This is a genomic window from Synechococcus sp. RC10B2, from assembly GCF_047502635.1.
Window position 1 is genome coordinate 1 of the sequence record NZ_JANSHO010000078.1, and the last position, 14,055, is coordinate 14,055.

At 60.8% G+C, this 14,055-nt stretch carries 16 protein-coding genes; 9 read left to right on the forward strand and 7 right to left on the reverse strand.

Annotation, left to right across the window (positions count from 1 at the left end):
* Positions 1-61: 61 nt before the first annotated feature.
* Both NW855_RS11815 and NW855_RS11820 read left to right on the forward strand, forming a co-directional pair.
* Entirely contained in the window at positions 62-388 is a 327-nt protein-coding gene (locus NW855_RS11815) for a hypothetical protein (RefSeq protein WP_228375221.1), read from the forward strand.
* A 2-nt stretch (positions 389-390) separates the two neighbouring features.
* Positions 391-612, forward strand: a complete 222-nt coding sequence (locus NW855_RS11820) for a hypothetical protein (protein WP_011430503.1) — start codon at positions 391-393, stop codon at positions 610-612.
* A gap of 52 nt (positions 613-664) precedes the next feature.
* On the opposite strand, the gene guaA is transcribed toward NW855_RS11820, so the two are convergent.
* The gene (gene guaA / locus NW855_RS11825; RefSeq protein ID WP_099813400.1) at positions 665-2,215 is read right to left on the reverse strand and encodes a glutamine-hydrolyzing GMP synthase; all 1,551 of its coding nucleotides are present in this window, start codon (positions 2,213-2,215) and stop codon (positions 665-667) included.
* Between the two features lie 374 nt (positions 2,216-2,589).
* Here guaA and NW855_RS11830 point away from each other — a divergent pair, with 374 nt between their 5' ends.
* The 3 genes from NW855_RS11830 (at position 2,590) to NW855_RS11840 (ending at position 4,804) form a co-directional block, all read left to right on the forward strand.
* On the forward strand, positions 2,590-3,594 hold the full coding sequence (locus NW855_RS11830; RefSeq protein ID WP_011430506.1) for a hypothetical protein: 1,005 nt from the start codon (positions 2,590-2,592) through the stop codon (positions 3,592-3,594).
* Positions 3,591-4,373: a 16S rRNA (guanine(527)-N(7))-methyltransferase RsmG gene (gene rsmG, locus NW855_RS11835; RefSeq protein WP_011430507.1), complete on the forward strand. Its 783-nt coding sequence runs from the start codon at positions 3,591-3,593 to the stop codon at positions 4,371-4,373. Before NW855_RS11830 ends, rsmG begins: the two co-directional genes overlap by 4 nt.
* Positions 4,374-4,513: 140 nt before the next feature.
* Positions 4,514-4,804, forward strand: coding sequence for an RNA recognition motif domain-containing protein (locus NW855_RS11840; protein WP_011430509.1), 291 nt, complete (start codon positions 4,514-4,516; stop codon positions 4,802-4,804).
* Between the two features lie 39 nt (positions 4,805-4,843).
* Here the strand turns inward: NW855_RS11840 and NW855_RS11845 are convergent, their stop codons facing one another.
* Together NW855_RS11845 and NW855_RS11850 are read right to left on the reverse strand one after the other, a co-directional pair.
* The gene (locus tag NW855_RS11845; RefSeq protein ID WP_414508817.1) at positions 4,844-5,677 is read right to left on the reverse strand and encodes a metal ABC transporter permease; all 834 of its coding nucleotides are present in this window, start codon (positions 5,675-5,677) and stop codon (positions 4,844-4,846) included.
* A gap of 15 nt (positions 5,678-5,692) precedes the next feature.
* Positions 5,693-6,448: a metal ABC transporter ATP-binding protein gene (locus tag NW855_RS11850; protein WP_011430511.1), complete on the reverse strand. Its 756-nt coding sequence runs from the start codon at positions 6,446-6,448 to the stop codon at positions 5,693-5,695.
* 68 nt (positions 6,449-6,516) lie between these two features.
* Here NW855_RS11850 and NW855_RS11855 point away from each other — a divergent pair, with 68 nt between their 5' ends.
* The 4 genes from NW855_RS11855 to NW855_RS11870 all read left to right on the forward strand — a co-directional run bounded on the left by NW855_RS11855 (position 6,517) and on the right by NW855_RS11870 (position 11,318).
* Positions 6,517-7,446 carry a metal ABC transporter solute-binding protein, Zn/Mn family gene (locus tag NW855_RS11855; RefSeq protein WP_414388506.1) on the forward strand — a complete coding sequence of 310 codons (930 nt, stop codon included), beginning with the start codon at positions 6,517-6,519 and terminating at the stop codon, positions 7,444-7,446.
* Positions 7,447-7,518: 72 nt separating this feature from the next.
* Positions 7,519-9,324 carry an aspartate--tRNA ligase gene (gene aspS, locus NW855_RS11860; protein WP_414508818.1) on the forward strand — a complete coding sequence of 602 codons (1,806 nt, stop codon included), beginning with the start codon at positions 7,519-7,521 and terminating at the stop codon, positions 9,322-9,324.
* A 59-nt stretch (positions 9,325-9,383) separates the two neighbouring features.
* Positions 9,384-10,160 (forward strand): enoyl-ACP reductase FabI, encoded by a 777-nt coding sequence (gene fabI, locus NW855_RS11865; RefSeq protein ID WP_011430514.1) that lies wholly within the window; start codon positions 9,384-9,386, stop codon positions 10,158-10,160.
* Positions 10,161-10,181: 21 nt separating this feature from the next.
* Positions 10,182-11,318, forward strand: coding sequence for an AI-2E family transporter (locus NW855_RS11870; protein WP_011430515.1), 1,137 nt, complete (start codon positions 10,182-10,184; stop codon positions 11,316-11,318).
* Between the two features lie 80 nt (positions 11,319-11,398).
* Here NW855_RS11870 and NW855_RS11875 read toward each other — a convergent pair whose 3' ends face one another.
* The 4 genes from NW855_RS11875 to psbV all read right to left on the reverse strand — a co-directional run bounded on the left by NW855_RS11875 (position 11,399) and on the right by psbV (position 13,914).
* Positions 11,399-12,295: a sulfatase-like hydrolase/transferase gene (locus tag NW855_RS11875; protein ID WP_083759164.1), complete on the reverse strand. Its 897-nt coding sequence runs from the start codon at positions 12,293-12,295 to the stop codon at positions 11,399-11,401.
* Positions 12,283-12,783, reverse strand: coding sequence for a hypothetical protein (locus tag NW855_RS11880; RefSeq protein ID WP_414402546.1), 501 nt, complete (start codon positions 12,781-12,783; stop codon positions 12,283-12,285). The genes NW855_RS11875 and NW855_RS11880 overlap by 13 nt, the downstream gene beginning before the upstream one ends.
* Positions 12,784-12,853: 70 nt before the next feature.
* Positions 12,854-13,378: a photosystem II cytochrome PsbV2 gene (psbV2, locus tag NW855_RS11885; protein ID WP_414402540.1), complete on the reverse strand. Its 525-nt coding sequence runs from the start codon at positions 13,376-13,378 to the stop codon at positions 12,854-12,856.
* On the reverse strand, positions 13,378-13,914 hold the full coding sequence (gene psbV, locus NW855_RS11890; RefSeq protein WP_011430519.1) for a photosystem II cytochrome c-550: 537 nt from the start codon (positions 13,912-13,914) through the stop codon (positions 13,378-13,380). Before psbV ends, psbV2 begins: the two co-directional genes overlap by 1 nt.
* Between the last annotated feature and the right edge of the window lie 141 nt (positions 13,915-14,055).

Consider the following 14,055-nt stretch of genomic DNA (forward strand, 5'->3'; position numbering starts at 1 on the left):
TGCTGGGCAAAGTTCTGCTTTGTTCAGCGTTGCATAAGTCTTTCGGAGCGGCATCCCAGCTATGTCCGACATCTTTGTGATGATCCGCAACCAGGCCAACAACGCCCTCACTTCCATCGACGGGATCCCTTTTGTCGCCTTTCTGGAGCGGGAGGGGCAACTGATTGCCGAAGAAACCATCGAGTTAATCTACGCCGACGCCGGCTTTGATGACCTGCCGATTGGAGAATACACTGTGGGGGTACGGCATGAACGGGTGGAACCGCAAAAAGCCACCTGCCCGGTTGCGATTAGGGGTGCCAACGAAGTTGTTTTGGTAACATTTGTTTACCTCGAGCCGGAGCGGGTTCTGCTGAACGCTCAGATTGCTGTGGAAAAAAGGTTGTAACCATGACCGTCAAAGTGATCCCATCGCACTCCATCAAAGCTTTTCGCTATCGAGTGTTTTGTCTGGGACAAGATCTCTGGAATGCCCGGGATCCGATTAGCCGTGCCAACCTAGCCCTACAACTGGCCGACGCGGCCACAACCCTGGCCCGTATGGAAGTGCAAGCCGCTCAGCCTTTCAGCTCAAGCCCTTCCTATTCCCTGCCGGAAGCAGGCCATAGGTAATCGCTCCAGTCCGGCCTTGAGGCCAGAGGCAAGGGATCCCGCCCGACCAGCATCACTCCCACTCGATGGTGCCGGGGGGCTTGGAGGTGATGTCGTAGACTACGCGGTTGACGCCCGGCACCTCGTTGACGATGCGGTTGGAGATGGTGGCCAAGAGGTCGTAGGGCACCCTAGCCCAGTCCGCCGTCATGCCGTCTTCGCTGGTGACCAGTCGCACCACCACCGGGCAGGCATAGGTGCGCTTATCCCCCATCACCCCCACCGAGCGCACTTCCGGCAGCAACACGGCAAAGGCTTGCCACAGCTTGGGATAGTAGCCGGAGCGGTTGATCTCCTGGCGGACAATCATGTCGGCCTCGCGCAGGATCTCCAGCCGCTCTTTGGTGACCTCGCCCACAATGCGGATGGCCAGGCCCGGCCCCGGGAAAGGATGGCGGCCAACAATTTCTTCCGGCAAGCCCAACGAACGGGCCAGTTGCCGTACCTCATCTTTGAAGAGCTTGCGCAGAGGTTCTACCAGCTTAAAGCGCAGATTCTCCGGCAAGCCGCCGACGTTGTGGTGGCTTTTGATCTTGACGGCAATGCGCTCTCCGGTAACCGGATCCACATTGGTGTTGGCCGACTCGATCACATCGGGGTAAAGGGTGCCCTGGGCCAGGTACTCGAAGGGGCCCAGCCGCTGCGACTCCTCCTCAAACACGCGAATAAACTCTGCCCCGATGCGTTTGCGCTTCTCCTCGGGATCGGTGACCCCCTGCAACTGGCGGAGAAAGCGCTCTTGTCCGTCCACGTAGTGGACAGGGATGTGAAATTGCTCTTGGAAAAGGCGCAGCAGCCGCTGCGGCTCATCTTTGCGCATGAACCCCTGGTCGATGAACACGCAGGTGAGCTGATCCCCAATGGCCTTGTGTAGCAGAAAAGCCAAAGTAGAGCTGTCCACCCCCCCCGAAAGGGCCAACAGCACCCTCTTGTCGCCCACGCGGGCACGGACTTCCCGAATGGCCTCCTCCAGAAAAGCTTCCGTTGTCCAGGTGGGCTCGCAGCCGCAGATGTGATAGACAAAATTGCGAATGAGAAAGGCACCGGCCTCCGAGTGGGCCACCTCTGGGTGAAATTGCACCCCGTAGAGACGGCGCGCCGGATCGGCAATGGCGGCAAAGGGGGTGTTGTCAGTGTAAGCCAGCGAATGAAAGCCCGGGGGCAACTCGGTCACCGAGTCTCCGTGGCTCATCCACATGATGCTGCTTTCTGGCAGGTTGGTGAGCAGATCGGTGGGATCCAAAATGTGCAGGGCGGCACGGCCGTATTCCCCCTTCTGGGCCGGCTCCACCTTGCCCCCCAACTGCTGCACCATAAGCTGCATACCGTAGCACACGCCCAGGATGGGGATCCCCAAGTTCCAGATCTCCAGGTCACAAGCGGGAGCGCCCGGCTCATAGACCGAGTTGGGGCCGCCGGAGAGGATGATGCCCTGGGGCCGCAGTTGCCGCAGTTGCTCGGCAGTGGTGCGGTAGGAAAGGATTTCCGAATAGACGTGGGTTTCGCGAATACGCCGGGCAATGAGCTCAGAGTACTGGGATCCAAAATCGAGAATAACAATCATCTGGCGCTGCACCTTGAGGGAGGAAGGAAAAAGGCCGGGAGGGAGGGGAGAGGTAGAAGAGTTCACAAAACCTCGCAAGTGCAGAATGAGAAAGCCGGGCCTAGCGACTAACTCGGCTGTGGATAAGAAACATTAAGGGCTCTTCCATCGTAACAGGGATGGAGGCGCTTGCTTGCAGTTGCCTGTCCTGGAGAGTCCCTATCGGGTGGGAAGAGAGTTTTCGCTAAAAAACCGCTCACTGGCTAGGCAATGATTCCCAGCAACCATCGCAACGGGGAACCCAGATGACCAGGTAAAGGCAAGACTTATGATCGAAAAAAGAAGCCATCCAGACCGGTGGAGATACTGGCAAAGATCCGCAGTGCCATCGTTTTATGTCCGTTGTTGCTGAGTCCTTTCAAACGTATCTTCGTCGTCGCCGTCGTCTGCTGGCTCGCCGTCTCAAGCGGCAGCAAGGGTGGGGTGTGGTTTTGGCTTTGTTGGCCTTGTACTTGCTCAGTTGGGATGCGCTGAGCGAGGGTGGGTCGTTGCTGCACTTGGGGAGAGGGCAACCCCTATGGCTGGTGGTGATCCCGCTGTTGGGGGGAGGACTCTACAGCTTGGGCGCTGGGATGGTCTGGATGCTGCGCCAGCGCTGCTCTGCCCAGCTTTTGGCCGAGATGATCAGCTTGCCCCACTTGGCTTTGGCCGCCCTGCTCTGGCTGGGTCTGGCCATCTGGGGAGAGCAGCTTTCGCCTTTCCTGTTACGACAAAAAAACCAGTTATTGGCGGGCCTGGTGATGAGTTGGCTGTTGGCTCAGGGGTGGAGTTTTCTTCGCTCCCACTGGATCGTGGAGGTGGGGCAGCTGTGGAGGGATTATCTGCAGGAGCTGCGAGCCTCGGTGTTACAGCCCTGCTACCGGCGCCTGGAAAGCTGCCGCCATTCGCTGCGCCTCTATCAGGCCATTTGGCAAGACCTACAACTGGAAGAGCTGGAAGCCCAGCACCTGATCCAGGTGCTCTCTGAATCGCTGTTGCCGCTGACCTTGCCGCTCAAGGTCTATGCCCAGCGGGTTCACCACTACTGCCAACAGTTGGCAGCCCTGCTGGCGCAGATGCAAGAGCAGGTGGAGCGACTGGAGCAGGTGCTTCTGGATGTGGAGCTGGAGTTGGCCTCCCGTCAATCCTTCCAGGCCCAGCCACAGCCGATTAACCTGCTGGTGGAAGAGGGGATCCACTGTCAGGAGCTGGATTTGCAGGAGTTGGTTTGCCTGAACCAGGAGCTGCTGGGGGCCGATCGCTCTTTGCAGGGCTTGGCCGAAGAGCTCAAGGGCTGGGCCGACAAAGCCATCCCCGCCGGCTTAAAACTGGGATTGCCATGGCTGCGATCCCTGGGATGAAGAAGGCTGACCCGCCTGCTTCTGAGCCCCCAGAACTGGAGGCCCTGTGGTCAAGCTGGCTGGTGGATCTGGGCTGGCAGCCTTCTGAGCCGCAGCAGCAGCAACTGCAACAGCTCTATTCCCTGGTGATGGCCGGAAACCGCACCCAAAACCTCACCCGCATCACCGATCCCATCGATTTTTGGGAGAAACACCTGTGGGACTCGCTGCGGGGCCTGCGCCTGCTGGGATCCTGGGATGAAATCCAAGCTCAGCCCTGGCGCGGGATCGACATCGGCACCGGGGCAGGGTTTCCAGGGATCCCGGCCCAGATCGCCCTGCCCCAGGCCCACTTCACCCTCCTAGACAGCAGCCAACGCAAGATCGCCTTTGTGCAAGAAGTTTTGCAGCAGCTTTCCCTCGCCCAGGCGCGGGCGGTGGCCCAACGGGCAGAGATCTGGGGGCAAGACCCGCAGGAACGCGGCAGCTACGATCTGGCCTTGGCCAGAGCCGTGGCAGCGGCGGAGATCTGCGCCGAGTATTGCCTGCCCCTGCTCAAGGTGGGGGGACGCGCCATTCTCTACCGCGGCCATTGGACCGAGGCAGAAGCCCAAACCCTGAAGCGGGCCCTTTCTCTTTTGGGGGGGAAGCTGATCCATGTCGAAGCCTTCACTACCCCCCACAGCCACGGGATGCGGCATTGCCTGCTGTTGGAGAAAGTCGCCCCTACACCAGCTTGCTATCCCCGTCCTCCCGGCATTCCCAAACGCCAACCCCTGGGACAGGACAAGCGCCGCTAAAAGATCTTGGACAGGTAGTTTGCAAATGCCGTCGGGGAGACTAAGATGTGGATGGCATCAGGTTCGGATTGAGCCAATGGTCTAACCAGGTGAGCTTCCGAACTGAGCGCTAAAGGTTAAGGTTCGGAGTTCGCTACGTTATGACCATTTTTGTGGGCAATCTGTCCTTCAAGGCCAGTGAAGAAGACCTACGGCTTGTGTTTTCCGAGTACGGCACCGTCAAGCAAATCAAGCTGCCGGTGGATCGGGAGACGGGCCGCAAGCGCGGCTTTGCTTTTGTGGAACTGGAAAACGAGGCCGACGAGCAAAAAGCCATCGATGAGTTGGATGGCGCCACCTGGATGGGCCGGGATCTGAGGGTTAACAAGGCCATGCCGCGTCAGGCCGGCGCAGGCGGCGGCAGGCGGGATAGCCGTTCTTCCCGCTTCTAATCCGATAGGCTCTGGGCCGGGGATCCCTCTCCCCGGCCTTTAGCTTTGGCCGAAGATGACTTTGGCCAGAAAGGCCAAGCCAAACCAGGTGGAGGCCACCAGGACAATAGCCGGGCCAGAAGCGACGTTGAGGTAGTAGCTGGCGTACATCCCCAGCAAGCTAGTGCTGACGCCAAACAGGGATCCCAGCAGCATCACCTGCTGCAGGCGAGGCACCAACAGGTAGGCTGTTGCTGCCGGCGTGATGAGCATGGCCAGCACCAGCAGCACCCCCACCGCCTTCATGCTGGCCACCAAAGTTAGGGAGGTGAGCGCCATCAGCCCCCAGCCCAGTCCCTCGGTGGGCAGGCCGGCTGCCTTGGCTCCCAGGGGATCGAAACTGTAAAAAGTCAGCTCTTTAAAAAAGAGGGCCACCAATCCCAGCACCAGAGCGGTGATGCCCACCACCGTCAACACGTCGGCAGCACTTACCCCCAGCAGGTTGCCGAAGAGGAAGTGGTTGAGATCGATGCGGGCCCGCCGTTGGATCAGGGTGATCAACAGGATCCCCAAAGCAAAGAAAGCAGAAAAGACGATCCCCATGGCCGCATCGGGCTTGAGGGGAGTGGCGGAGCGGATCCACTGGATGAGCAGAGCGCTCAGCAACCCCGCCACGAAGGCGCCGACAAAAAGGTTTAGGCCCAGCATGTAGGCAATGGCCAGGCCCGGCAGCAGCGAATGGCTGAGGGCATCTCCCAGCAGGGCCAAGCTTTGCACCAGCAGATAGCTGCCCACCACGGCGCAGAGCATGCCGATGGCCACGGCCACCAACAGGGCCCGCTGCATGAAGGCAAAGCGCAAGGGATCCGCCAGGGTGTGCCAGAGCCCTTCCATACCACCTCTCACCCCCTAGGCAGCCGAGTCCAAGGGCAGGATACGGCCATAGGCCCGCTGCAACACCTGCGGCTGCAACACCTGCTGCGGGGATCCCTGGGCAATCAGCACGCGGTTGAGGAGCAGCACCTCGTCAAAGTAGGCCAGCGCCTGCCCCAGGTCGTGGTGCACCACCATCACGATATGGCCGGCGTCGGCCAGCTCCCGCAACACCTGAAACACAATGGCCTCGCTGGGCTGGTCGATCCCGGCCAGCGGCTCGTCCAGGGCGTAGATCTCCGCTTCCTGCGCTAGAGCCCGCGCCAAAAACACCCGCTGCTGCTGTCCCCCTGATAGCCGACCAATGGGCCGATCCCGATAGGCTCCCATCCCCACCCGCTCCAGGGCTTGCGCGGCCCGCTCCCGACCTTCTGGCCCGATGCGGCGCAACCAGCCGGCAGCTCTTACCTGTCCCATCAGCACCACATCCCACACCGTGGCCGGAAAGCTCCAGTCGATGGCCGACCGCTGCGGCACATAGGCCACTTGCTCCCCCCGCAGCACCTGGCCGCCGTAGCGCACCTCGCCCCCCTCTTTGGGCACCAACCCCAACAGCGCCTTGAGCAATGTACTCTTGCCGGCCCCGTTGGGCCCCAGGATGCCCGTGATGCGCCCCGGCCGGATCTCGGCGCCGATCCTCTCCAACGCCAGCAACTTGCCGTAGCGCACCGTCAGATCCCGCACCACCAGGGAGGCCGGACGAAGCGGGAGAGAAACCGCTGGTTTTTTCATTTTCCTTTCATTTTCATCAAGACCAGTGTAACCTAGGGGGGTACATGAATCATGAAACGATTATGAAAATGAAAGCTTTGTTTTTTGCTGGGCGCCGCTTGGCGGTGGGATTTGGCCTGGTGATCGGGGGTTGGCTGTCCCTGGCTGGCTTGGCTGTGGCGCGTCCCCGCGTCGTGGTCACCACCACCTTGATTGCCGATTGGGTAGGGCAGGTGGGGCAGGATCGCATCCAGCTCAGCAGCCTGCTGCAGCCGGGCGTGGATCCCCACGTCTATGAGCCGACGCCGGCCGATGCCGCGGCCCTGGAGCAAGCGGATCTGGTGTTTTACAACGGCTACAACCTGGAGCCGGGGTTAATTCGTCTTATCGAGGCCACGGCCCAAGGAGCGCGGCGGGTTGCCCTGGCCGAGATCCTTGAGCCCATCGTCGCCGATGAAGACGGGATCCCGACGCCGGATCCCCACGTGTGGGGCAATGTGGAAAACGTCATCCTCATGGTGGAGCACATTGCCCAGGAGCTGACGGAGCAAGTCCCCAACGAAGCCGCTTTTTTCCAGGCCAATGCCGCCGCCTATCGGGCGGAGCTGGAGGAGCTCCACACCTGGATCGGGGAACAGATTCAGACCATTCCCCCCGCCAACCGGGTTCTGGTGACCACCCACGATGCCTTTGCCTACTACACCCAAGCCTACGGCCTGAAGATGGGGGGATCCCTCCTGGGGATCAGCACCGAGGAACAGCCCAGCGCCCAGACGGTGGCCCAGTTGGTGGAGGAGATCCGCGCCCTGGGGGTGCCGGCGGTCTTTGCCGAGACCACCCTTAACCCCGCTCTCATCCAGACGGTGGCCGCCGAAGCCGGGGTGCAGGTAGCCGAACAGGAACTGTACTCGGACTCTTTGGGGGAAGCAGGCAGCGGCGCCGAAACCTACGTCGCCATGATGCGCCTCAACACCTGCACCATCGTGGCGGCCTTGGGCGGATCCCCTGACTGTCCTTGAGGGGCAGCATCGAGACGGTGGGGCTGAGTTTTGTATGATAGGGGCTCAGACCCTCGTTATCTCACCGCGTCCATGCCTGCTGCCATCCGTCGCCCGCCTCGTTCCCTCTACTGTGGCCAAGTGCGCCCGGCCCACATCGGCCAGACCGTCACCCTCTACGGCTGGATCGACCGCCGCCGCGACCACGGCGGTGTGATCTTCTTGGATCTGCGGGATCGCTCCGGCATCGTGCAACTGGTGGCCGATCCCCAGAAAGCCCCCCTCTCCTACGAGCTGGCGGGGCAGGTGCGCAGCGAATATGTGGTGCGGGTAACGGGAACGGTTCACCAAAGACCTAGTGACTCCTTTAATCCCCGCCTGGCCACCGGCGAGGTGGAGGTCTACGCGGAAGAGTTGGAAATTCTCAGCCGGGTGGGCAAGCAGCTTCCCTTCAGCGTCTCGGGGGAGGAAGGGGAAGAGGTGCGGGAGGAGATCCGCCTGCGCTACCGCTACTTGGACTTGAGGCGAGAGCGCCTGTCCCGCAACCTGCAGCTGCGTCACCAGGTCATCAAGGCCATCCGCCGCTTCCTGGAGGACGAAGAAGGCTTTATCGAGGTGGAGACCCCCATCCTCACCCGCTCTACCCCCGAAGGTGCCAGAGATTACCTGGTGCCGAGCCGCGTCAACCCCGGGGAGTGGTTTGCCCTGCCGCAGTCGCCCCAGCTTTTTAAGCAGTTGCTGATGGTGGCCGGCGTGGATCGCTACTACCAAATTGCCCGCTGCTTTCGGGATGAGGATCTGCGGGCGGATCGCCAGCCGGAGTTTACCCAGCTGGACATGGAGATGAGCTTTATGGATCAGGAGGCGATCCTGGAACTCAACGAGCGGCTCCTCTGCCATATCTTCAAAACCGTCAAAGGCATCGACCTGCCCCGCCCTTTCCCGCGGCTGACCTATGCCGAGGCCATGGCCCGCTACGGCTCCGACAAGCCCGACACCCGCTTTGGGCTGGAATTGGTGGATGTTTCGCCGCTGTTTCAGGGATCCGGCTTTAAGGTCTTCGCCAAGGCCTTGCAAGAGGGCGGTGTGATCAAAGTTCTGCCGGTGCCGGGCGGCGACGAAAAGATCTCCAACACCCGCATCAAGCCGGGCGGGGATCTGTTCAAGCTGGTCACCCAGTACGGGGCGGGTGGCCTGGCCTTCATCCGGGTGCGGCCCGGCAGCCTCGACACCATCGGCGCCCTCAAAGAAAGCCTCAGCCCCGAGCAGGAACAGCAGTTGCTGCAGCTTACCAACGCCAAGCCGGGGGATCTGCTGCTGTTTGGAGCAGGGCCGGCTGCCGTGGTCAACGAGTCGCTGGGCCGCCTGCGGCTGCACCTGGGCCAGGAGCTGGGCTTGATCCCGGAGAACGCCTTGAATCTCCTCTGGATCACCGATTTTCCCCTGTTTGAATTCAATGCCGAGGAAAACCGCCTGGAAGCCCTGCACCACCCCTTTACCGCCCCCCACCCCGACGACTTGGCCGACCTGAAAACGGCGCGGGCCCAGGCCTACGACCTGGTCTGGAACGGCGTGGAAGTGGGCGGGGGATCCCTGCGCATCTACCAGCGCGAGATCCAGGAGCAGGTTTTCCAGACCATTGGCCTTACCCCTGAGCAGGCGCGGGACAAGTTTGGCTTTTTGCTGGAAGCCTTCGAGTACGGCACCCCGCCCCACGGCGGCATCGCCTATGGCCTAGACCGGCTGGTGATGCTCTTGGCGGGGGAAGATTCCATCCGCGATGTCATCGCCTTTCCCAAAACCCAGCAGGCCAGGTGTTTGCTCACCGGTGCCCCTTCCGGCGTCGAGGCCAAGCAGCTCAAAGAACTGCACGTGGCCTCCACCTATCAGCCCGGCTGAACAGGATCCCCTGTTCCGGACTGTGGAAGGATAGAGAAGAACCTACCCCACCTTTCCGTATGCTAGACCTGACCGGAAAAAAAGCCTTGGTAACCGGCATTGCCAACGAGCGCTCCATCGCCTGGGGCATTGCCCAGCAACTGCACAAAGCGGGGGCGACGTTGGGGGTTACCTATCTGCCGGACGAGCGGGATCGCTTCAAGACCAAAGTCCAGCAGCTCACCGAGCCCCTGCAGCCGGATTTTCTCCTCCCTTGCGACGTGCAAAGCGACCAGCAGATTGACGAGCTGTTTCAGGCAATAGCCCAGAAATGGGGTCAGGTCGATATCTTGGTTCACTGCCTGGCTTTCGTCAAAAAAGAAGAGCTGAGCGGCAACTTTAGCGATATCTCGCGGGAAGGGTTTGCCCTGGCCATGGATGTGAGCACCTACTCCCTGATTGCCCTCTGCCGGGCCGCCAAGCCTCTCTTGAGATCCGGCAGCAGCATCCTCACCCTCACCTATTTGGGGGGGGTGCGGGTGGTGCCCAACTACAACATGGCCGCTGTCACCAAAGCGGGCCTGGAAACCTGCGTTCGCTACCTGGCGGCCGAGCTGGGCCCCGCCGGGATCCGGGTGAATGCCATCTCCGCTGGACCCATTCGCACCTTGGCTTCTTCGGCCATTGCTGATTTCCATGCCATGCTGCACGCGGTCGAGGAGAAAGCTCCGCTGCGGCGCAATATCACCCAGCTCGAGGTGGGCAATGTGGCAGCTTTTCTGGCCAGCGACCTGGCCAGCGGCATTACCGGCCAGGTGATCTATGTGGATAGTGGATATAGCATCCTGGGTTTTTAGGCTCTTGGGGATCCCCCTGGCATGAATCGCTTCTCGCCTTTGCAGCGGCTGCTGCTCACCTGGATTTTGATCGTCATCAGCGGCTGGCTGGCCCTACAGGTGGGCCGGCTGTTTGGCCATCTGCTCACCACCATCCTGACGGCGGCGGTGCTGGCTTTTTTGCTCAACTATCCGGTGCAGGTGCTGCGGCGCTATCGGGTAAGCCGCGGTTTGGCAGTCACCCTGGTTTTTGCCCTGTCGGTGGTGCTGCTGGCCTTGGTGGGGATCGCTGTGGTGCCCATCCTGGCCAAGCAGGTGGTGCAGTTGGGGGCGCGGATCCCGGAGTGGGTGGATACCTTACAAAGCTGGCTGGATCAAATCAGCCTGTGGGCGGCAGAGCGCAACATCAACCTCGGCCAGACAGAGCTGGTGAACACCCTCCTCAACCGCCTGCAGGCCAGCGCCGAAAAAATTGCCGGCCAATCCCTGGACATCCTCCTGGGCACCTTCAATCAGGTGATCGATCTGGTGTTGGTGTTGGTGCTGGCCCTCTACATGCTGCTCTACGGGGGGCAGTTCTGGCAGGGGTTGCTCAGCCTCTTCCCCAAGCCCTGGGGACCGCGCATCGGCGAAGCCCTGGCTCTGAGTTTCCAGAACTTTCTCATCAGCCAGTTGGTGTTGGGGTTCATCATGGCCCTGATGCTGGTGCCAATTTTTGGGTTTTTGCGCGTGCCCTTCGGGCTTTTGTTTGGCCTGTTGATCGGCCTGCTGGAGGTGATCCCACTGGTGGGGGGCTTTATTGGCATCGGCGCGGCAGCGGTGCTGCTGGCCTTTCAGGATATCTGGCTCAGCCTCAAGGTGGTGCTGGTCTCCCTAATTGTGCAGCAGGTTAAGGATCGGGTCATCGCCCCCCGCCTGATGGGGGAACTGATCGGCCTCAACCCGGTGTGGATCTTGATCGCCCTGTTGGTGGGGGCGCAACTGGGGGGCATCCTGGGCGTCATCGTCGCGATTCCCCTAACCAGTGTGGTGAAAAGCCTCTACGAGATCGCGCGTTCCGCCGACTTGGCCGCCGAAGAGGGCTTGGACTCGACCACGAGAGTGACCTCTCTGGGCGAAAGTCGCAGAGAAACTCGCCGGGATCCCACCTTGCCCAAACCGGAGACCCAACAGGTTTAGCGTGCTGACGTTCCAAGCGGAGCCGAACCCGAATCCGTATCTCCCCTCTCCCTTTGGGAGAGGGGCCGGGGGTGAGGGCCTCAGCGAATTTTTCCCTCGATAAAAGGCACCTCCAGCACCTTTTCGTGGTGGATGGGGCCATGGCCAAAATAGCCCCCTTCCCCGAACAATTCGCCGTGGTCGGCGGTAACGGTGATGTAGGTGTTTTTGGGAACCAGATCGAACAATTGTTCAAAAACCCCATCTAGGTAGCGCACCGCCTCGATCTGCCGCTGGCGCAGCTCCTCCAACTGGGCGGCGCTGAAAAAGGGGATCCCGGCCTCTTCCCCTTCATCCAGGCGCTTTAACACGCCATTCACCCCAGAGATGCGGGGCCACAGGCTGGGATCCTCATCGGGCAGGGCGTAGGGATAGTGAGTTTCGCCCACATTCAACAGGTAAAAGCTGGGGCGATCCGGATCAAAGCGCAACTGCTCCACCATGGCTGCCATGTCGTTGTGGCGCGGCATGAGGCGGTAGGAATCGAAGTCGCGGTTGAGCAGGGTGCTGGGGTTGAGCACCGGCAGGGAGACCATGGCGTGGGTGGTGTAGCCCAGTTGGTGCTTCAGTAGCGTCGGCAAATAGAGGTGGGGCAGCAGATGCTTGAACTCGATCGGCTGCCGGGTACCGAGGCGCTCGTTGTAGCGCAAATATTCCTGCTTGTAGTGTTCAGACGCGAAAACCTGGGTGGGGCTGGTGTGGGGCAGCAGGCCCATGAGCAGGTTGTAGTGGGCGGGAGCCGTCCAGGAAGCGTAGCTCCAGCGCTTTTCCAGGGATCCCAGCTTGAGCAGATGCTTGGGGTTGGCGGCCAGCAGGCTGTCGAAACGGCAACTGTCGAGAACGATCAGCAGATAGTTATTCTGTCCCTGGGGTTCCGGTCGAGGGTCGGACTCAGACGAGGGAGCCGCAGAAGATCGCCACCAGTTCAAGAGTCCCATTCCTCTTCCTCCTGGGCAGAATAGGGCCGTCGGACGATCCGCCAGTTGGGGGCTGTGGCCGCGTCGTCTTCCTCCTCAAGTTCTTCCTCAGGATTGGCAGATTTAGGAGCCGGGTCGCGAATGCGTTCCGGCGGGATATTGGAGTAGGAATAGCGGCCTGCCTGGGGATCCGGCAGATCCTGAGGCAAATAGTGGTCGGGGGGAATCATCTGCGCTTCCAAAAAGCGCAGTCGCTCGATGAGCTGGTTTAACTTGCGGATTGCCTGTCGCTGGAATACCCGGTCGTGCAGCCGCCAAGCGCCCACATACAGAAACCCCAAGCCCACTCCTACCCCATAGGCCGTCAAGAGCGTCAGCGACAAAGGAATCGCAGCGCCAGCTTGCCCGGCTACGACTACGGCTGCCGCAGATCCCCAGTTTTGGACAAGGAAAACGAGCAGGGTCAGTATCCACAGGCCCAGGAGTATGGAGCGGATATTCTGGAGCATGGCCGCCACCTTCCCTCTTCACCAGGCTACCACCACCCCTGCAAGGAGCGGCGGAGGAAACCCCGACTCCTCAGCCACCTCCGATTGCGTTGGATCCCCAGCCCGGAGCCACTTGAGCCGCCCTGAGGATAAAGGCAGCCAGGTTGCGCAGCGCTTCATCATCCATCCAGGAGGGGGGCACGGGGCGGCAGCCATAGCTAACCTCGGTGCCATCGTAGCTGCGGGGATCCCGTTGGTACTCCACCAAGGCTTGAATGGTGTCGCGGGGTGGGGTGGCGCCGCGCAAGTCCTTGAGCGAAAGGGAAATGTTGGGGGCCGGTAGGGTAGAGCCACCCACGTGGCAGTTCAGACAGGCGGACTGAAAGCGATTTTTCCCGTCGGTAAGTTGCTCTGGAGTAAAGGTGAGCACGTGCCCTTCCGCATCCCAGGGCAGCTCTATCGGCTCAGTGGTTCGCAGATAGTGGCTCACGTAAGGATCAATGCGGCCTGCTGCTGGGCTAGCTAGCCCTAGCCATACCAGAAGCAGGATCCCGGCCCACCTCCAGCCACGGCCCGGGACCCGCCACCGCTTTGCCCCTTGAGTTTGCCCAGGCATCAGAGATAGGCCGAAAGGTCACTGTGGGATTCGCTCTTGGTGCCGCCCCAGCCGGGCACGGTCTTAGCCTGCACTAGGATGTAGCCGGCAATTAACTTCAGATCCTCATCGGTGAGGTTGCGCAGGCGAGGATACTCACTTAGAAGCTGGGTGTTGGGATGATATTCCACCAGGGACTCTACCCCGTCATAGGTGACCGGGTTCTTGATGTAGTCCACGATCGCCAACACATTATCGCGGGGAGGTGTTGCCCCCTCCAGATCCGAGAGCTTCAAGGTAACATCCGGATTGGGATAGGTCTGTCCACCCACATGACACTGGGCACAGGCCCTGTTGAATAACTGCTTTCCTCTGGCCAGTTGCGCTTCCGTGAAAGTGATGGACTCGGTTGGCGACAAGGCTACAGGAGGAATCTGCCTGGCCGCCAAGGCCGGCCCCCAGGCATACCCGGCCATCCCCAAAACCAAGATCAGGATCAGTAACCGACGACGCGCCGCCGCGAACGCTTTCTGAAGAGAAAAAAATTTGCTAAACATGGTTCTCCGTAGTTCGATCTTAGAAAAGGGGTCAGCTCTGCTCCAGCGACAAACCCGACAACAGGATCAAGAATAGACCATTGCGAGATCATTTGCAGATGGGATCCGGGATCCGTTTTGCAAGGCGTTCTCTTCGACCTT